15 protein-coding genes are annotated in these 18,166 nt (G+C 66.4%); 6 read left to right on the forward strand and 9 right to left on the reverse strand.

The features are described from left to right. Window positions 1-72: 72 nt before the first annotated feature. The 3 genes from ACLQ3I_RS21460 to ACLQ3I_RS21470 all read right to left on the reverse strand — a co-directional run bounded on the left by ACLQ3I_RS21460 (window position 73) and on the right by ACLQ3I_RS21470 (window position 2,626). Window positions 73-858 carry an SDR family NAD(P)-dependent oxidoreductase gene (locus ACLQ3I_RS21460; protein ID WP_425804599.1) on the reverse strand — a complete coding sequence of 262 codons (786 nt, stop codon included), beginning with the start codon at window positions 856-858 and terminating at the stop codon, window positions 73-75. Further along, window positions 855-1,586 (reverse strand): SDR family NAD(P)-dependent oxidoreductase, encoded by a 732-nt coding sequence (locus tag ACLQ3I_RS21465; protein WP_425792890.1) that lies wholly within the window; start codon window positions 1,584-1,586, stop codon window positions 855-857. Before ACLQ3I_RS21465 ends, ACLQ3I_RS21460 begins: the two co-directional genes overlap by 4 nt. Window positions 1,587-1,690: 104 nt before the next feature. After that, a complete protein-coding gene (locus ACLQ3I_RS21470) occupies window positions 1,691-2,626 on the reverse strand; it encodes a LysR family transcriptional regulator (RefSeq protein ID WP_425804602.1) in 936 nt (311 codons plus the stop codon). On the opposite strand from ACLQ3I_RS21470, the gene ACLQ3I_RS21475 reads away from it, so the two are divergent. From ACLQ3I_RS21475 to ACLQ3I_RS21500, 6 genes are all read left to right on the forward strand, one after another. Next, window positions 2,625-3,836, forward strand: coding sequence for an FAD-dependent oxidoreductase (locus tag ACLQ3I_RS21475; protein ID WP_425792888.1), 1,212 nt, complete (start codon window positions 2,625-2,627; stop codon window positions 3,834-3,836). The two genes, ACLQ3I_RS21470 and ACLQ3I_RS21475, sit on opposite strands and share 2 nt — an antisense overlap. Before the next feature lie 33 nt (window positions 3,837-3,869). Next, entirely contained in the window at window positions 3,870-4,847 is a 978-nt protein-coding gene (locus tag ACLQ3I_RS21480; RefSeq protein WP_425804605.1) for a VOC family protein, read from the forward strand. Window positions 4,848-4,887: 40 nt separating this feature from the next. Then, window positions 4,888-5,910: a fumarylacetoacetate hydrolase family protein gene (locus ACLQ3I_RS21485; protein ID WP_425804608.1), complete on the forward strand. Its 1,023-nt coding sequence runs from the start codon at window positions 4,888-4,890 to the stop codon at window positions 5,908-5,910. Then, window positions 5,900-6,898, forward strand: coding sequence for a cyclase family protein (locus ACLQ3I_RS21490; RefSeq protein ID WP_425792885.1), 999 nt, complete (start codon window positions 5,900-5,902; stop codon window positions 6,896-6,898). Before ACLQ3I_RS21485 ends, ACLQ3I_RS21490 begins: the two co-directional genes overlap by 11 nt. A gap of 204 nt (window positions 6,899-7,102) precedes the next feature. Continuing rightward, window positions 7,103-8,275, forward strand: a complete 1,173-nt coding sequence (locus tag ACLQ3I_RS21495; protein WP_425804611.1) for an alpha/beta hydrolase family protein — start codon at window positions 7,103-7,105, stop codon at window positions 8,273-8,275. Between the two features lie 116 nt (window positions 8,276-8,391). Continuing rightward, window positions 8,392-10,131 (forward strand): DUF222 domain-containing protein, encoded by a 1,740-nt coding sequence (locus tag ACLQ3I_RS21500; protein ID WP_425804614.1) that lies wholly within the window; start codon window positions 8,392-8,394, stop codon window positions 10,129-10,131. A gap of 43 nt (window positions 10,132-10,174) precedes the next feature. Here the strand turns inward: ACLQ3I_RS21500 and helR are convergent, their stop codons facing one another. The 6 genes from helR to ACLQ3I_RS21530 form a co-directional block, all read right to left on the reverse strand. Further along, the gene (gene helR, locus ACLQ3I_RS21505) at window positions 10,175-12,328 is read right to left on the reverse strand and encodes an RNA polymerase recycling motor ATPase HelR (RefSeq protein WP_425804616.1); all 2,154 of its coding nucleotides are present in this window, start codon (window positions 12,326-12,328) and stop codon (window positions 10,175-10,177) included. 253 nt (window positions 12,329-12,581) lie between these two features. Then, on the reverse strand, window positions 12,582-14,165 hold the full coding sequence (locus ACLQ3I_RS21510) for a GMC family oxidoreductase (protein WP_425792881.1): 1,584 nt from the start codon (window positions 14,163-14,165) through the stop codon (window positions 12,582-12,584). A gap of 369 nt (window positions 14,166-14,534) precedes the next feature. After that, complete coding sequence (locus ACLQ3I_RS21515) at window positions 14,535-15,191, reverse strand: TetR/AcrR family transcriptional regulator (protein WP_425792880.1); 657 nt, start codon at window positions 15,189-15,191, stop codon at window positions 14,535-14,537. 9 nt (window positions 15,192-15,200) lie between these two features. Continuing rightward, window positions 15,201-16,520 carry a competence/damage-inducible protein A gene (locus ACLQ3I_RS21520; RefSeq protein ID WP_425804619.1) on the reverse strand — a complete coding sequence of 440 codons (1,320 nt, stop codon included), beginning with the start codon at window positions 16,518-16,520 and terminating at the stop codon, window positions 15,201-15,203. Window positions 16,521-16,841: 321 nt separating this feature from the next. Then, the gene (locus tag ACLQ3I_RS21525; RefSeq protein WP_425792878.1) at window positions 16,842-17,096 is read right to left on the reverse strand and encodes an acyl carrier protein; all 255 of its coding nucleotides are present in this window, start codon (window positions 17,094-17,096) and stop codon (window positions 16,842-16,844) included. Window positions 17,097-17,228: 132 nt separating this feature from the next. Further along, window positions 17,229-18,086 carry an LLM class flavin-dependent oxidoreductase gene (locus tag ACLQ3I_RS21530; RefSeq protein WP_425804622.1) on the reverse strand — a complete coding sequence of 286 codons (858 nt, stop codon included), beginning with the start codon at window positions 18,084-18,086 and terminating at the stop codon, window positions 17,229-17,231. Window positions 18,087-18,166 lie beyond the last annotated feature (80 nt).

The raw sequence follows: 18,166 nt of genomic DNA on the forward strand, positions 1-18,166 counted from the left end.
GCACCTTCTGTTCCTCTCGGAACATGGGGTGCGGCCAGAGTCGTTTCGGAAGGTGTCCGTCAACGGCCGGGATCAGTGTGGGAGCACCGCCGACCAGCCGCCGTCGATCATGAGATTCGTTCCGGTGACATACCCGGATTCGTCTGACGCGAGGAAGACCGCATAGTTGACGACGTCGGCAGGGGTGCCGATCCGTCCGAGCGGGATGGCCGAAGCTATCTGGTGCATCGGGTGGCGATCGTCGAGAAGCGTTGCCTCCGATTGAGCTGTGCGGATCATTCCCGGGCTGATGCAATTGGCACGGATGCCGACCGGCGCACCCTCGGCCGCAATCTGTTTCGTCATCGCGACCACGGCGCCCTTCGACGCGGTGTGTGCCAGACGGGTGTTGGTGACCGATCCTGTGACCCCGGCCGTCGAGCCGACGAGAATGATCGAGCCGGATCTACTGGCGGACAGATACTTCCACGCGTGCTTGACCGGCAGGAACACCAGATCCACCTCGTGCGACATCACGAGATGCCACTCCTCGATGGTGATCTGCTCGATCGGGGCGAAGGTGGCGAATCCGGCGTTCGCATAAAGGATGTCGATGCGCCCGGTCATCTCGCCGATACCGGTGATCCAGCGGGAGACCGCGTCCTCATCGGTCAGATCGACCGGGTGCGTACCGACCATCGTCCCGCCCGCGGCGGTCACCAGGTCGACGGTCGCGGCGCCGCGCACGCTGTCGATGTCGCATCGATACACGGTCGCGCCCTCGGCCGCGAATCGCTGTGCGGCCTCGCGGCCTTGCCCGCTTGCGGTTCCGGTGATCACCGCGACCTTGCCGCCCAGACGTCCGCGCGACGCTGTCATCGCGCGGAACGCAGGAGGGCATCGGAGATCGACTTGACGCCGCCGTGCGACGTCGCGCCGCCGTCCACCGTGATCTCGGCACCGGTGGTATACGTGGCGGCATCCCCCAGGAGATACTCGACGGTTCCCGCGACCTCGTCGGGGGTACCCGCCCGGCCGAGATCGGTCTCGGCGATCGACGATGTACGGAACTCGGTCGGTGCGGATGCGGTCATCGAGGTGTCGATGAAGCCGGGATGCACGATGTTCACGCGAATTCCCTTCTCGCCGAGGGCAAGTGCTGAAGTATGCGTGAGTCCCCGCAGCGCCCACTTGCTCGTCGTGTACGCGACCGGATAATGAGCGGTGAGGGCGGCGATCGAGCCGATGTTGACGATGGAGGAGCCCGGCGGCATCAGCGGCGACAGCGCCTGGATCGCCAGCATGGGACCGATCACGTTCACCGAGTACGCGGCGCTCATGTCGTCGACCGTCACGGCGTCCAAGCGTGCACGGCGAGTGATGCCCGCGCAGTTGACCAGTCCATGGACCCCATCGGTCCCGAGCTCGTCGGACAGGGTGGCCCAGAGGTTCGGATCGGTGACGTCGAAGGCACGCACACCATCGCTCCGGGCAGAGTCGAGTCCGACGACTCGCGCACCCGCGGCGGCGATCCGCCGGCCGATCGCCGCGCCGATGCCGCCACCGGCACCCGTCACCACGATGGTCCGGCCTGTCAGATCTGTCATCGAGTCCTCCTGATCGGCACTCAGGATCGCTGCAATCGCCGACGTCGGGGAAGGCTTGATACCTGATAGGCGGTATCGAGGCGGTCTATGGGCAGTGCGACGTGTCAGCGCCCCGCTACTTCTTCGACCACACCCCGCAACCACGCATGGGCCGGATCCGCAGTGTGAATCGGATGCCACCACAGCGCTTCCTTCAGCGGAGCGATATCGCCGGGGCACGGCATCACCCGCACGCCGTCGATCGGTCGAAGGCGTTCGGCAAGCGACTTCTGCAGAAGGGCGACTCGTCGGGTGCCGGTGACCAGAAACGGCACGGCCAGAAAGGATTCGACGACGACGTCGATCCTCGGTTCGACGCCGAGGATCTGGAGTTGACGCAAGGCCGGAGTGAATGCGGTCGGGCCGTGAAAGGTCACCACCCACGGCGACCGCCTCAGGTCGTCGAGGGTCAGCTGGTCCCCGATCTCGGCATTGTCCGCCGAACAGACGCAGACCCAGTCGTCGGTCGGGAAATCGATCGCGGGCATGCCGGTGATGAATCCGTGTGGCATCACGATGCCGTCGACGGCGCGGAGCGTGTCGTCGGCGTGATCGACCGCGTAGGGCGTGTTCTGCTCGAGACGTAACTGCACGCCTGGTGCTCGTTCGTGCAAGAGGCGAGCGAGCGGTTCGCCCACCCGCAGCGCACCGTAGTCGGTCACCACCAGCGTGAACGTGCGGTCGGCGGTTTCGGGATCGAAGGTCGGGGCGGCGTCGAACACGCGCTGCACGGATTGGATCGCACTGACGGCAAGCGGTCTCAGATGAGCTGCCAGCGGCGTGAGCTCGTAGCGATTTCCGGATCGCCTCAGCAGCGGATCGTCGAAGTGCCTGCGCAGTCGTCCCAGGGCGGCACTCGCGCTCGGCTGGCTCACGCCCAGACGTTCCGCGGCTCGCGAGACGTTGCGCTCATCGAGCAGTGCCTCCAATGCGACCAGCAGGTTCAGGTCCAGATTGCGCAGTTGCCGCGTCGTCCCTGCGTGCACACCACTATCACTCATGGCTATATATCTTATCGGCAACTTGGTGTTCCCAAATAGTGACCGGCGCCTCAATGTGGTTGGCACCACACCAACAGGAGTTGCAGCGATGTCACCACTGAACGTTCTCGTCATCGGCGCCGGAGTCGCCGGGACCGCGACCGCGATCCTGCTCGCCGAGCGCGGGATCGACGTCGACCTCGTCGACGTCAAACCCGATGTGTCGGCGCTGGGGTCGGGGATCACGCTGCAGGGCAATGCCTTGCGCGTCTTGCGTGACCTGGGTGTCTGGGACGAGGCCAGGTCACACGGCTACTGCTTTGACACGCTCGGCTTCCGGGCGCCCGACGGAACCCTGCTCGCGGAACTGCCCGATGCTCGCACCGGAGGTGAGGACCTGCCGGCGACCATGGGTATGTACCGGCCGACACTCGCGCGAATTCTGCTCGAGCGTGCCGCGTCCCTCGGAGTGAAGGCGCGGTTCGGGGTCTGCGTCCACGCACTCGATCAGGACGACACCGGCGTGACCGCAACATTCGACGACCAGACGAACGGCCGTTACGGCCTCGTGGTCGGTGCCGATGGTCTCCGGTCCTGGACAAGAGCCCACATCGGGATCGACGTCGAACCCCAGAGCACTGGGATGGGCATCTGGCGGGTCTTCGCGCCGCGGCCGGAATCGGTGACTCGTACCGACCTGACCTACGGGGGCACCTGCTACATCGCCGGATACTGCCCGACGGGTCAGGACACCTTGTACGCCTACCTGGTCGAAGATGCGCAGGACCGCAGTGCGCTGACACCGGACGAGGCCCTCGAGACCATGCGGACGTTGGCCGCCGACTATCACGGACCCTGGGACGACATCCGCGCCGGAATGACCGATACCTCCCGCATCAACTACACCCGCTTCGAATCCCACGTGGTGGACGGCCCATGGCATCGGGGTCGGGTTGTGCTGATCGGCGATGCCGCGCACAGCTGTCCGCCCACCTTGGCTCAAGGTGCGGCACAGGCATTGGAGGATGCCGCGGTGCTGGCCGACGTGGTCGGGAAGCACCACGACCTCGACGATGTCATGTGGCAGGAGTTCACCGACCGCCGGCTCGAGCGCGCCAAGACCGTCGTCGATTCCTCGGTCCAGCTCGGGCGCTGGATGCTCGACCACGAACAGGGCGACGTCCCCGGCCTCATGCACCGGATCGGCGCGATGCTCACCATCCCCGCCTGATTTACTTCTGCTACTGATGATCTGGAGCTCACCATGACCACGGACACCATTCACGACACCGACCCCGACGCACCCTCGCAGTACGCGTTCACCCATCTGCGTCACATCGGCATCGCCGTACCAGACCACGACAAGCAGGTCGAGTTCTACACCCAGAACTGGGGCCTTTCCGAGGTCGGCACCGACGGTGACGTCACCTATCTGGCCGCCGAAGGATCGCCCGAGAAGTACGCGGTACGGGTTCGCCGATCCGCGGACAAGCGTCTCGACCTCATCTCCTTCGGCGCCGCCGACGACCAGGCCGTCGACGATCTCGCGTTGCGCCTGGGACGCTCCGGTGTCGACCTGATCGGTGAACCCGGCACGCTGCAGACACCAGGCGGCGGTTACGGTTTCCGCTTCTTCGACGTCGACGGCAGGACGATCGAGATCTCCGCGGATGTGGCTGTCCGCGAGCACCGCAAGATCGAAGCGGGGGAATCCATCCCGGTGAAACTGTCGCACGTCGTGATCAACACCCCGGACCCCGAGTCGACGGTCGCCTTTTACGAACGCCACTTCGGATTCCGCGTGTCGGACATACTCATGCACCCCCGGATGGGCCGGATGATGTGGTTTCTGCGCACCAACGCGATGCACCACTCGCTCGCCATCGCGCGCGGGCCACACGTCGCGCTGCACCACGCGTCGTTCGAGTTGCGTGGCATCGACGAGTACATGAGAGGTACCGGGCGGTTGCTGCGGTCCGGAACCGAGAAGATCTGGGGCCCCGGCCGACACATGGCCGGCAACAACACCTTCTCCTACTTCCTGGACCCCAACGGGAACACGATGGAGTACACCACCGAACTCGAGATCCTCGATGAGGACACGTGGCATCCGCACCTGCTCGACTTCACCCGGCCCGAGGTTGCCGACCAGTGGGGCACCGCGAATGCGATGAACGAATTCGTCGCGAGCCGGTCCTTCAACGATCCGGACAAGGGACTGTTCGTGGCGCCGCCGGTGTGACGCGACTTCACGACAACTTCGTCAGAGAGAGGACAACAGCATGAGATTCGCGACCGTCACCGTAGACGGCGACACGAGCGCCGCGGTGGTCACCGACGACGCCGTCCACCTCCTCGGTCAGGGCAGGCAGATGCTCGACGTGATCGGGCAGGGTCTCGACGGTGCATTGGCCGAAGGTGCTCGCGCCGTTGCGCGTGGCCGTCGCATCGGCCACTCGGATGTTGCGTTCGAGGCACCGTTGCAGCCGCCCACCATCCGGGACTTCGTCGCGTTCGCCGAGCATGTCGAAGGTGTTCGAGCGTCCATGCAAGAGGTTGGCGGTGTACCTGATGCCTGGTGTGATGCACCGCATTTCTACTTCACCAATCCGTATGTGGTGGTCGGGCCGGACGCCGTTGTCAGCGCCCCGGGTGGCTCCGAACAACTCGACCTCGAGCTCGAGGTGGCTGCGGTCGTCGGTACCACGGGCAGCGACGTCACCGTCGAGGCAGCGGCCGATCTCATCTTCGGCTACACCATCCTGAACGATTGGTCGGCGCGTGACCTGCAGCGACGGGAGATGGAGATCGGACTCGGTCCGGCCAAGGGCAAGGATTTCGCGAACTCGCTCGGCCCGGTCATCGTGACCGCCGACGAGTTCACCGATCACGTCGACGACGACGGGTTTCTGGACCTCGCCTGCACCGTGCGCGTCAACGGCGAGGAGATCGGTTCCGACGTCACCGCCAACATGGGCTGGTCGTTTGCGGCGATGGTGGCTTTTGCCTCGCGGGACAGCGCGGTCCGGCCCGGTGATGTGCTGGGTTCCGGGACCATCGGCAACGGGGGGTGTCTGGCCGAGCTATGGGGTCGCCGCGGCACTCTCGATCCATTGCCTCTGCAGCCCGGTGACGTCGTGGAGCTGACCGTCGAGGTCATCGGAACTCTGCGCAACACCATCGGCTCGCCACGGCCCGCGGGAGTGCCGCTGCCGGTACCACGCACCACAGATCAGCAACGTCGTCGGGCCGAGCACGCCGGACAGCCGCTGACCACGACAAGAGGAATGGCACATGACCGCTGAGACCACCCGGCCATCGTCGACGGTTCTGGATCGAACCGACCCCGAGGGCGCGATCGCCGCTGCGGCGGCTCGGAACTCCAACTGGGGCCGGTGGGGTGAGGACGACGTCCACGGCACCCTCAACCACATCACCGCCGCCGACCGGCTGCGGGCGGCTGGTCTGGTGCGAACCGGGGAAACACTCAGTCTTGCATTGCCGTTCGACATGGACGGTCCGCAGAAGGGGTGGCGACGACGCACCAATCCGGTGCACACCATGCTCGACACCGGCATCGAGGCAGAGGCCGGGATACAGGGCTTCCCGCACGGCCTCGGTGGGGCCGACGACGTGATCGCGATGCCGCTGCAGTGCTCGACGCAGTGGGATGGGCTGGGCCACATCTTCGATCACGGTCGGGCGTGGAACGGCAGGCGATCCGGTCAGGTGGTGACCTCCGAAGGCGATCGGGTCACCGGCATCGAGACCGCAGCCGAGCGCATGGTCGGCCGCGGGGTGCTCCTCGATGTCGGGCGGGCGATCGGCGACGACGGGGAACTACCCGACGGCTTCGCGATCCTGCCCGAGCATCTAGACCGGACCATCGCCGCGCAGGGAGCCGATTCGGCCGTCGGTCGAGCCGACTTCCTGTGCGTGCGCACCGGCCAGCTCACCCGTGCCCTGCGCGACGGATGGGGCGAGTACGCCGGAGGGCCTGCCCCGGGTCTGTCGTTCACCACCGCGGATTGGTTGCGCGAGCACGACATCGCCGGGATCGCCACGGATACGTGGGGATTCGAGGTGCGCCCGAACGAGTTCGACGTCGCGTTCCAGCCTTTGCATCAGGTGGTGATCCCCCATATCGGGCTCTATATCGGCGAGATGTGGAACCTCGACGGACTCGCCGCCGCATGCCGCGCGGACGGTCGTTTCGAGTTCATGCTCGTGGCGCCCCCGTTGCCGATCACCGGCGCCGTCGGGTCGCCGATCAACCCGATGGCCATCAGGTGAGCTCGCCGCACGTCGAGTAGCTCGCAGTCGAGCGGCTCCCCCCCGCTGGTCGACTGGCCGCGAACGAGCGGCCCACCGTTGGTCGAGTAGCCCGCGAACGAGCGGCCCACCCCACCGTTGGTCGAGTAGCCCGCGAGGTACGAGCGAGCGTATCGAGACCACCTCCACAGCAAAATCTTTCACCACCACACCCAGGAGTAGACGATGTTCGAATATTTCACCGGCAAGAATTACGTATGGAACTTCGCGGTGGTCGGCGCGCTCAACAGCGGCGGACGGATCGACGAGGTCGACCGGGCCTGCCGCCCCCTCCTCGACATCGCCAAGGGCAACGAGGACGTCGGCACCGTCGACTTCCTGAACTCATGGACGGCGATGGTCGATCAGCTGGTGTCCGCCGCCGACGACGACGCCAAGAAGGGGCACGCGCGCACAGCCGGGCAGGCGTATGTGCGGGCCGCCAACTACCTGATCACAGCGGAACGTATGCAGCAGGCCGGTACTCCGGAACGGGAGGCGACCTATCAGCGGTGCCTGGACCTGATGGAGCTGTCCTTCGAGCTGAACGACCCGCTGACACGTCGTGTGGCAATCCCCTTCCGCGACACCACTCTCCCCGCATACATCACCAAGCCCGCGACCACCGACGGCCGGCCCACCCCGGTGATGATCCAGTGGAACGGTCTGGACAGCACCAAGGAGCACATGTATGTCTCGGAGCACAACCAGGAGTTGGCCGAGCGCGGTATCGCGACCCTGATGGTCGACACCCCGGGATCGGGTGAGGCACTGCGCAAGCAGGGGCTCACCTCGCAGGTGAACTCCGAGGAATGGGCCGCCGCGTGCGTCGATTTCCTGGAGGCGGACTCCACCATCGACGCCTCGCGGATCGGTATCGTCGGCTGGTCGCTCGGCGGCTATTACGCGCCGCGTGCCGCCGCATTCGAGAAGCGGCTCGCGCTGTGCGTCGCCTGGGGTGCCAACCACAATTGGGGGCAGGTGCAACGCCGCCGTGTCGAGCGCGAGGGAGAGCGCCCGGTGCCGCACTACTGGGATCACGTCATGTGGGTCTGGGGCGAGACCGACCTCGATGCCTTCCTAGAGATGGCCGACGGTATCCACCTCGACGGGGTCGTGGAGAAGATCGACGTCCCCTTTCTGATCGCACACGGCGCCAATGATCGACAGATCCCGGTCGACTTGGCGCGACGTTCATTCGATCAGGCCACCAACAGCCCCAAGCGCGAATTGCGCATCTTCACCGCGGATGAGGGCGGTGCCGAACACATCGGCCTCGATGATCTCGGTCATGTGAGCGACTTCGTCGCGAATTGGGTTGCCGACACGTTTGCCGAACTCGACGCTGCGGAGCGGTGACCGGGTGGGGGCATGCGGCGCGTGAACATTGACTGACTGAAGCTCTTGCGCGGGCGCCTCGAATCCGGTTAGACTTCGAACATCTGTTCGAACGAATCGGATCGGGGGTCCGCCGCATGAGCGAGTCCGACCCTGGTCATGTGGCCATCGATGACGGTGGCGAGGACGTGGATGTGGCGGCGGTGGCCGGCCAGTGGTTGCCGCAGGGCATGTTTCAGCAACATCATCCGCGCAGTCACGACGAACTGCTCGACCGACAGGCCGAATTGGCCACGGCCGCCGCGGCTTCGGTCGGGGATCTGCCCGCCGGTGAGAATGTGGTGGAGCTCTACCGCGAGTTCCATCACCTGCTCGACCGGATCGCCGGCGTCGACACCACCAGCGCCTCGCCCGCCGATCTGGTGGCGGTGGCCGTCGAACACGAACGTGCCGCCCGGCGGATGAGTTCGATCGGACACCGCCGAGTCATGGATGTCTGCGACCGCGACGCCCACACCACCGCCGGCTACCGCTCACTGCACAACTTCATGGCCGAAAAGCTGCGCATCGGCGACCTGCGCCACCGCAAAGAACAGATGGCCGCGGTCTCGCAGATGTACAACCTGCACGGCGAATTACTGGCACCACGCCACCCGCAGACCGCCGCCGCCCTGGCCGAAGGCGCCATCGGACCCGACCACGTCCAAACCATCGTGAACGCCATGGCACGCATCCCGGCCGCGGTGGCACCCGATCTGGTGGAGGCGGCCGAGGCCAGTCTGGCCTACTTCGCTCGCGACTTCTCCCCAAAAACCCTCACCGACCTCGGCGCCCGCATCCTGGGCCACCTCGACCCCGACGGCACCGTGACCGACCAGCATGACCGCGCCCGCCAACGCCGCCTACTACTGAGCAAACAAGACGCCCAACAACTCAGCCGCCTGACCGCCACCCTGGACCCGACCACCCGCGCCATGTTCGACGTCGTCCTCGCCGCCTGGGCCGCCCCCGGCATGAACAACCCCGACGACAAGCAATCACCCACCGGACAACGCGAACACGCCGACCCCGACACCCTCGCCGCCGCCGCCGCCCGCGATGCCCGCACCCCCGAACAACGCAACCACGACGCGTTACGCGCCCTGCTCGACTACATCCTGACAAGCGGTGGACTCGGCGCCAGCCACCGCGGACTACCCCCACACCTGATCATCGCGATCACCGAACAGGAACTGCGCGAACGGGCCGGCCTCGGCCACACCACCACCGGCGCCTCCCTGCCCATCGCCGACATCGTCGAACTCGCCGCCCACGCCGACCTACACCTGGCCGTGTTCGCCGACCACACCCGCGAAATCCTGCACCTGGGCACCGCGAAACGATTCGCCAACCAAGCCCAACGATTCGCGCTCTTCGCCCGCGACGGCGCCCACTGCACCCACCCCGACTGCGACATGCCGTTCAGCCACACCGACATCCACCACGCCGAACAAGACTGGGCCGAAGGCGGCCGCACCGACATCGACGCCCTCGCCGCCGCCTGTCCCACCCACAACCGCATGGTCGGACACAAACCCGGACAATTCACCACCCACATCGTCGCCGACGGACCCGACGCCGGCCGCCCCGCCTGGACCCGCAACACCAACGGCACCGGACCACCCAACCCACCACGCATCAACCGGCGCAACCGCATCGCCGACACCCTCCGACACCACCTGCGAAACCACGGACTCTCAGGTGACACCCCCACGCGCCCAAAAGAAGTGGCCCCACCCCACTACCGATACGCCGGACCCATGCGCTTCACCCGACTCGTACACGACGGAATCACAGTCGAAATCCTCACACCCGACGACCTCGACCTGGTTCAGTAGCTGTCGACCTGGTTCACGTGGCCAGCATCGCGCGTCCGGTCGTTCATGACGTGCCACGCAGGATCACCAACTCCTGCGTGGCCCGCGTCATTGCGACGTAGCGATCGACCGCACCTTCGATGCCGCTCCCGAACCCCTCTGGATCGATGATGACGACCAGGTCGAACTCGAGCCCCTTCGTATGTTCGGGTGTGAGGGACCGCACCCGCGGACGCTCGACGAACGTGGGATCGCCGATGACACAGACGGTTCCCTCGTCGTGTGCGGCCAGCCATCGATCGAGAATCGCGTCGCGCTCGGCCGCGGGGCCTTCGACGACGGGGATGCCGCTGCGACGGATGGACGTGGGCACATTCGCGTCGGGGAGCTCCGCGCGGATGGCCGGTTCGGCCACGGCCATGACCTCCTCCGGTGTCCGATAGTTCACCGACAGGGATGCCATGGTGACCTCGCGGACCCCGATCCGTTCGAGCCGCTCCTGCCAGCTCTCGGTGAACCCGTGCCGCGCCTGGGCGCGGTCACCGACCACGGTGAGACTTCGAGAAGGGCAGCGGGACAGCAGCATCTGCCATTCCGCGTCGGTCAGCTCCTGCGCCTCGTCGACGATGAGATGGGCGAACGGGCCGGCGAGTGCATCCGTATCCATTGTCGGAGAGGCGGTGTCATCCACGAGGCTGTTGCGCATGTCCGCGCCGCGCAGCATCGGCATCACCCCCTCGCCGTCGTCATGGGCGTGGGCGTCGAGAAGATCGGTCACCACCTGATCCATCCGCTCCCGCTCCGCGGCCAGCACCGACTCACGCCGCCGTCGACGGACCGAAGCTGTCGCGTCCCCCAGACGCATGCGCGCAGTGTCCAGGAGAGGCAGATCCGACACCGTCCACGCGTGCGGAATCCCGCGCTGCAGCGTCCGAACCTCGCCGGGAGACAAGTGGGGAGCACACATGCGCAGGTAAGCCGGAACCGACCACAGGTCGCCGACGAGATCGGTCGCTTCGAGCATCGGCCAGGAGCGGTTGAAGGCGGTGACCAGCTCATCGTTCTGCGCCAACGACTTACGCAGTCGGGCTGCCGGCACGCCGCCGCCGCTGTGCTTGTCGAGGATGATCGAGACCAGCGACTCCCACACCTCGTCGCGGGCCTCGTTGTGCGGGGTGCCCGGCTCAGGAGCCCCGAACGCCTCCGCCCAGTCGGCAGTGGTGACCCAAACCTCTGACCACGGCGTCTCGACCAGAAGGGGATCGGTGGGTGGTTCCTCGTAGAACCGGACAGCAGGTTCGATCGCCGCGATCATATCCACCGACGCCTTGAGGCGGGCAACCTCACGATCCGTCTCGTCCGACGCCGACATACCCTCGGGTAACAGATCACGCAGGGTGCAGGTCTGCACACTCTCCTCGCCGAGGCCAGGGAGCACATCCGCGACATAGGCGAGATAGGGCTCGTGGGGTCCGACCACGAGCACGCCTCCCCGGTTGCCGGCGAAACGCGGATCCGCGTAGAGGAGGTAGGCCGCACGGTGCAGCGCGACGACGGTCTTCCCGGTCCCTGGGCCGCCGTCGACGACGAGTGCACCACGTGAACTCGCGCGGATGATGGCGTCCTGGTCTGCGGCGATCGTGCCGAGGACGTCACGCATCCGCGGTGACCGGCTCGCGCCGAGACCTGCGATGAATGCCGAGTCGTCGTCGAGGACGACATGACCGTCGAGACCGTCGGTGGAGAACACCTCGTCCCAGTAGTCGCTGATCCGGCCGTGCGCCCACCGGTATCGCCGCCGGCTCACCACATCCATCGGGTCGGCGTGGGTCGCGGCGAAGAACGGTGCCGCGGCGGGCGTGCGCCAGTCGATGAGCAGTTGACGGCCGGTCGCGTCGGTCAGGCCGATCCGGCCGATGTACTGGGGCTCGTCACCATCGATGATCACCCGGCCGAGGCAGAGGTCCAGGCTGTAACGACGCAGTGTCCGCAACCGCTTGCCGAGTTGGTGCACCTCGAGGTCGCGGTCCAACGCCTGGCGCCCGTGACCTCCGGGTGCCCGACGCAGGACGTCGAGGCGCGCGGACAGGTCGGCGATGGATTGCTCCAGGCTGCGGGCCATCGCGGCGAAGTGCCGCTCGTCGTCGGCGATGAGCGTCGGGTTGGCTTTGGCAGGGTGACGGGTCAGGTCGAACGCACTGGTGGTGCTGGGCGGCATGTGTGGCGACTCCGGAGGTCGGTGAGGCCGCCGGTCGGGGAAGTGTCGGGTGGCGATTGCCCTATGCGCGTGCACATCTCGACGCCGTCAACGGTGACGGCTGCTCCCGCTGCGGCGGTGGTCCATCTCCCCGGCGGTGGGGAGGTAACCATTGTGCCCGGCACCCCCGCCCTTGCGGCAAGCCCGGGGCCGCGCTATAAGTTGGAAGGGGCGGAGGTGTGATTCCCGCCCTTCCCCTTTCGCCCGATCCCGATCAGATGGTCGTCCCGACGTCCTTGGCGACGATGTTGTCGAGGGCGCGCTCGGCGAGCGCCGCGATGGTCATCGACGGGTTGCAGGCGGCCGCGGTACCGGGCAGCAGCGCGCCGTCGATGACGTACAGGCCACGCTGGCCGTGCACCCGGCCGTCGAGATCGCAGACAGATCCCATGCACGCACCGCCCAGGCTGTGCCACGTGCTGTTGACCACGGCGTTGGTATCGATGAGTCGTCCGGTCGGCCCGGCGATGCGTTTGGCGGTGGGTTCGATGCTGTTGAGGTGGATTTTGGAATCGCCGTTCTTCGGCCACTTCAGGAAGGCATCGCCGCGCCCCGAGTCGAAGGCGAAATGTCCGCGATCCCGGCTGACGCCGTAGCCGACCATCATGGTGCTGTGTGCGTCGATGGGCATCGGCGGGATGGCTGCCTGGATGACCGTGTGTGCCGTGCTCGCGTTCTTCCAGTTCAGCGAGCCGTAAACCACCGGCCCGCCCTGCTCGGTACCGAAGGCGTCAGTAGGGCTGTTCCACACGTAGATCCGGTCGGCATTCGTGCCCCATCCGCGTCCGACGGCGTCGGGCAGATCGGGGATACCGCCGTTGGCGGCAGCTCGCACGAGCAGTCGGGTGGTGTGCACGCTGCCCGCGGCCATGACCAGGGTCGGGGTGGTGAGGATCTTCCGTTCGAGCACCTTGCCGGTGAGATCCGTGCGGTCGACGTGGACCTGCCAGTGGCCGTTCGCCGCGCGAGCGACGTCGGTGACCTCATGCATCGTCTCGATTGTCAGTAGCCCGGTGGCCTCCGCCGCCTTGATGTAGGTGACGTCCACGCTGTGCTTGCCGCCGTTGTTCACCCCCATGGCACCGGCGCCGTTGGTGTAGGACGGCTTCATCTTCCCGTGGAGCTCGGCGAGTGCGTAATTCCAATCGATCGGCATCGGGATCTTGGAAACGGGAAGGCCCGCGCGGCGCGCGTTCCGGGCGAACACACGTGCGGCGAGATAGTTCTTGCTACGGATCAGGGCGTCGGGCGCCGTCTCGATCTGCAGCATTCGGGCCACCCGCGGGTAGTACACCCGGTTCAGAGTCTGCCAGTCGAGTTGTTCGGGCAGGTACTCGTTGAACACGTGCTCGGCGGGCTGCAGCGTCATCCCCTGGTAGACCAGCGATCCACCGCCGAGGCCTGCCGGGGCCAGCGCCGTCATGTTGTCTCCGACGACCGCATCGACGAGACCCAGATAGGGCTCGAATTCGAACTTCGTGCCGAGGATCTGGCCGGTCGACTTGTGCCACAGGAAACGCTTGTCCGGGGCGGTCGCCAGCGGAAAGGTGTTCGAGTTGGGGCCCGTTGGCCATCGTTTTCCGCGTTCGAGCATCAGGACCGGAACACCCGCCTCGGTGAGTCGCAGGGCGGTGACCCCGCCACCGAATCCCGACCCCACGACGATCGCCCGATGATTCTCCCGGGTCAGCCGAACGCCGCGACCGGCGCCGGGGGCCGCGGTGGCCGTGGCAGGGAGAAGGCTCGCAGCACCGGCCACGGCTGCGCCGGTGAGAAACGAACGTCGGGTCACAGTCATCGGTGAAACTCCTTGATCGCGCCAGGATCTGACGTCATGCGGACAGATTGCAGGTGCCGTTCCACCGCGTGTGGTGGCGGGCGACGGGTCCACGCCTGAGGTGTGCCAAAGGCTGTTCGACGTTCCCCGTGGCGATCCCGGCCATCCACGAGCCGCGTTCGGCATCAGGACCGCTTGTGCCCCCCATGCGGATTCGTCTCGGCCGATCGTCTGTTGATCTCGCTCGGCACGGTGATGTTCCCCCCTCCGCGACCGGCAGTCAGCGACGACCAACCCGAAACATGATCAGTCATGTGACTGAGATATAAAAGGCTTTGAGCCGATACTGTGACTCGGTTCACAACCCGAACGAGCCCGGTGAGTGAGTCGTCAGGGATTCTTCGTCGGCGCGAGCCAGAGGCCGACGGCTCCATCGATCAGGAGATCGCAGTGGTCAGACCACCTGTCGGCGACGCTCGCTGCTTCCGTGGGCGACTCCTCGATCGATCGCTCGATGTCGGCCAACGAGTGGATGATCATGTTCTGGGACATGCTCACCCGCGCATCCATGACGCGCTTGGGAATCGTCGGAAGGACCCGGTAGAACCCTGTCATCACCTCCGTGAGCGGGTGCGACACGGCGACGGACTCGTACAGCAGAGACCCGGTCTGCGGATCGGCCGCCATGTGGGCGCAGAACCGTGCGTAATACGACGTGGCGCCCAAACTGACGAGGTGTTCGATCTCGGGGCGGATCAGGCATTCGATCCAGTCACGAACGTCGGCGGCCTCCCCGAGATCGCCGAGTCGTTCGCCCCGGATCACGTCGATCCGGGCGTTGTGCGTCTCGAGGATGGCTCGGATCAGACCTGTCTTGTCACCGAAGTGATGCCCGACCGCGTAGTTGTTTCCCTGCCCGGCGGCCTTGCTGATCTGTCGACTCGACACGGACGCGATCCCATGCAGCGCGAACAGTCGCTCGGCCGTCACCAGCAACCGCTCCTGGGTCCGTGCCGTCTGGTCACTCCGCGATGCCACCACGAACATGATGATGCCTCATGTTCCGCGGGTGTCGTCGGGCGCGGGCTGCTCGCCCTTCTTACTCCCGGCCACACCGTCCGCGATCAGGTGCATTGCCGCAGTGGTGGCGAGCGCACGGACCGACGCACGATCGCCCGGGAACCGCCGGGTGACGGTCATGGTGGGTTGTCCGGAGATCGCGACGCCGAAGCAGACCATGCCGACCGGCTTGAGTTCGGTTCCGCCGCCCGGGCCGGCAACGCCGGTCGTCGACACCGCCGTGTCGACGTCGAGGCGGCGCAGTGCGCCCTCGGCCATCGCCGAGGCGACCGGTTCGCTGACGGCACCGTGCTCGGCGATCAGTGCGGCCGGGACGTCGAGGAGACCGGTCTTTGCCTCGTTCGCATACGACACCACTCCGCCGACCACATACGCCGACGACCCGGACCGATCGGTGAGCCGTGCCGCGATCATGCCGCCCGTGCAGGATTCCGCGGTCGCGATCCGGCGGCCGGCGAGTGCGGTCGCCACCTGATCGTCGATCGTCGTGCCGTCGGTCGAGAAGATCTGTCGTGAGTGGGCGTTCCTGATCAGCTCTGCCATCTCGGCGTAGGCGGGCGCATGATCGGCCGCAAAACGGGTGACCATCTCGACCTCGCCCTGACGCAGGCAGGTGGTGATCTCGAGTCCGTCGAATCCGGAGATCTGGTCGTTGGCGGCCCGCAGGGACTCGGCGAGCTCGGCTTCGGACAGTCCGTAGGCGCGGATCGTCTCCTGTCGCGACTCGGTTCGTGCGGACAGCGCCGCGGTCACCGGTGCCGTCTGCAGCGCATCGGGCCACATCGCCTGTAACTCCCGCGGCGGACCGGGAAGTACCAGGATCGCCGGCCGGGCGCCGCTGCCGGCGATCGCGACCCCGGGGGCGGTGCCGGTCGGCGGGATCGATTGTGCGCCTTCGGGTACCAGGGCTTGCTTGCGAATTCCGGCGCGGGTGGGTCCGGACGTCGCCTCGCCGGCGGGGCGACGCTGCCAGCGGCGGATGATGTCGGCGATGTGGGCCTCGAGTTCGATGTCGAGGGCCAGTTCGAGTCCGCAGAAGTCGGCGACCGTCGCGACGGTGAGATCATCGGCGGTCGGTCCGAGTCCGCCGGTGGTGACGATGAGATCGACCTCTTGGTCCGCGAGGAAACGCAATTGGGCGGCCAGGTCGTCGGGGCGATCGCCGCAGACCGTGATGTGTGCGACGTCGACGCCCAGCGCCAGCAACCGGGTCGACACCCACGGTCCGTTCAGATCCGTCACGCGGCCCGTCAGGACCTCGGTTCCCGTCACCAGTATTCCTGCGCGAACACTCACGGGACCGAGCCTACTGCGACGGTGGCCGGCGGGCCGCCACAGCACCGCGGGTCAGATGCTCAGCCGCCGGATCCGGGTCGCCGCCTCATCCCGGCCGCAGCAGACGACGTCAAAGCTCCAATCCCTCACGGACGCTGCCCCATCCGCAGTCACGTGCGCGGGTTCAGCTCGGCGTCCGACTCCATGCAATCGAGCAGCTCTGTCCCACGACGCCGTCGACTTGCGTATGCCCAGTTCTTCGGCGATTTCGGTGACGCCGGCGTTCCCGGCTTTCCGATGATCTCGAGAACGGTCAGTGTCCCCTGTGCGGGTCCGGTCGGATCAGCAGCCGAGCTTCTCGATGTAGTCGATGATGCCGTCGACGGTGGTGAGCGTCCGGGTGTCCCGATGCGGAATGAGGATGTCGAAGACCTCCTCCAGCTGGACGGTCAGGTCGACGGTCGAGATCGAGTCGAGGCCGTACTCGGACAGCGGGGTGGCGGCGTCGAGTGCGGTCGGTGGTAGCCCCAGCACATCGGCGACGGCCTGCCTTACCAGGATCGAGACGAGTTCATTGGTCGTGAGTTCCGCTTCCATGCTGCCCTCCCCTGAGCACGTCGGAATTGTGAGTCACTTGACTTATCGCCGACGATACTCGATCTGTGTGGCAGGTCACAACCGGGTCGGAGTCCGTACGGATTCCGGTTGTCCGGCCGCGCACGCGTCAGGTCAGGAGAGGCCCCGCTCGGCGATCGCCTCCAGCACCTCCAGGCGTGCCCGGTACGGGTCGGTGTCTCTCGGCCAGTGCACGATCACATCGGTGAATCCGAGTTCGTCTGCCCGGCCGATGATTTCGTCGAACAATCCGACGCTCTCCAATGAGTTCCGGGGAGATGAGTCCACGCTGAGATACCGGTCGACGGCCTTGCCATCGGACCGAGCGGCCACGGTCTCCTCGAATATCCGGCAATTACGTGCCACACCGCCGAACCAGTCGTCGAGGTCATCCGCGCCTGCGCCGGTTGTCACCCATCCGTCTGCGTGCCCTGCCGCGAACCGGACCGAGCGGGGGCCGTTACCGGCCAAGACAAGTGGGACGCGATCTCGGACGGAGCCGCCCACGAGTCGCATGTCCCGGACCGCGAAGTACTCGCCCTGCGCGCTCACATGGTCGTCGGTCAGCATGCGGTCGAGCAGGAGGGCGAATTCTTGCAGCCGGTCGACGCGCCGGCGAGTCGTGACATCGGGTTGTCCGAGGATCGTGTCGTCCGGTGATCCGCCCGCACCGAGCCCGACCAGCAGTCGACCGTCGGAGATGTCGGCGACGGTCTGCACCTCACGCGCCAGGGACGCGGGATGCCGAAAGTTCGGGGAGATCACAAAGGCGCCGAGGCTGATGCGGGACGTGACTCCGGCAGCGGCGGTCAACGTCGGGATGCAGGAGAACCATTGTGAATCGGGCAGGCCGCCCCACACGAGGTGGTCATAGGTCCATGCATGGTCGAAACCCATCTCCTCGGCACGTTGCCATAGTGGACGTGTGTGCCGCCAAGGTCGGTCGGGCAAGATGCAGATGCCGAATCGCATGTTCAGACTCTAGTGCGACGGTCGTGGCTCTCACTACCGTTGAGACGTCCGGCAGGCTCGATCATGGCGTGGGTCGCCGG

This window comes from Gordonia sp. DT101 (assembly GCF_049844895.1).
GTDB lineage: Bacteria > Actinomycetota > Actinomycetes > Mycobacteriales > Mycobacteriaceae > Gordonia.

Excerpts from the sequence above, each read along its gene's own strand:
- ACLQ3I_RS21460 (WP_425804599.1), bottom strand. The coding sequence starts at position 858 with ATGACAGCGTCGCGCGGACGTCTGGGCGGCAAGGTCGCGGTGATCACC.
- ACLQ3I_RS21465 (WP_425792890.1), bottom strand. The coding sequence starts at position 1,586 with ATGACAGATCTGACAGGCCGGACCATCGTGGTGACGGGTGCCGGTGGC.
- ACLQ3I_RS21475 (WP_425792888.1), top strand. The coding sequence starts at position 2,625 with ATGGCTATATATCTTATCGGCAACTTGGTGTTCCCAAATAGTGACCGG.
- ACLQ3I_RS21470 (WP_425804602.1), bottom strand. The coding sequence starts at position 2,626 with ATGAGTGATAGTGGTGTGCACGCAGGGACGACGCGGCAACTGCGCAAT.
- ACLQ3I_RS21480 (WP_425804605.1), top strand. The coding sequence starts at position 3,870 with ATGACCACGGACACCATTCACGACACCGACCCCGACGCACCCTCGCAG.
- ACLQ3I_RS21485 (WP_425804608.1), top strand. The coding sequence starts at position 4,888 with ATGAGATTCGCGACCGTCACCGTAGACGGCGACACGAGCGCCGCGGTG.
- ACLQ3I_RS21490 (WP_425792885.1), top strand. The coding sequence starts at position 5,900 with ATGACCGCTGAGACCACCCGGCCATCGTCGACGGTTCTGGATCGAACC.
- ACLQ3I_RS21495 (WP_425804611.1), top strand. The coding sequence starts at position 7,103 with ATGTTCGAATATTTCACCGGCAAGAATTACGTATGGAACTTCGCGGTG.
- ACLQ3I_RS21500 (WP_425804614.1), top strand. The coding sequence starts at position 8,392 with ATGAGCGAGTCCGACCCTGGTCATGTGGCCATCGATGACGGTGGCGAG.
- helR (WP_425804616.1), bottom strand. The coding sequence starts at position 12,328 with ATGCCGCCCAGCACCACCAGTGCGTTCGACCTGACCCGTCACCCTGCC.
- ACLQ3I_RS21510 (WP_425792881.1), bottom strand. The coding sequence starts at position 14,165 with ATGACTGTGACCCGACGTTCGTTTCTCACCGGCGCAGCCGTGGCCGGT.
- ACLQ3I_RS21515 (WP_425792880.1), bottom strand. The coding sequence starts at position 15,191 with ATGTTCGTGGTGGCATCGCGGAGTGACCAGACGGCACGGACCCAGGAG.
- ACLQ3I_RS21525 (WP_425792878.1), bottom strand. The coding sequence starts at position 17,096 with ATGGAAGCGGAACTCACGACCAATGAACTCGTCTCGATCCTGGTAAGG.
- ACLQ3I_RS21530 (WP_425804622.1), bottom strand. The coding sequence starts at position 18,086 with ATGCGATTCGGCATCTGCATCTTGCCCGACCGACCTTGGCGGCACACA.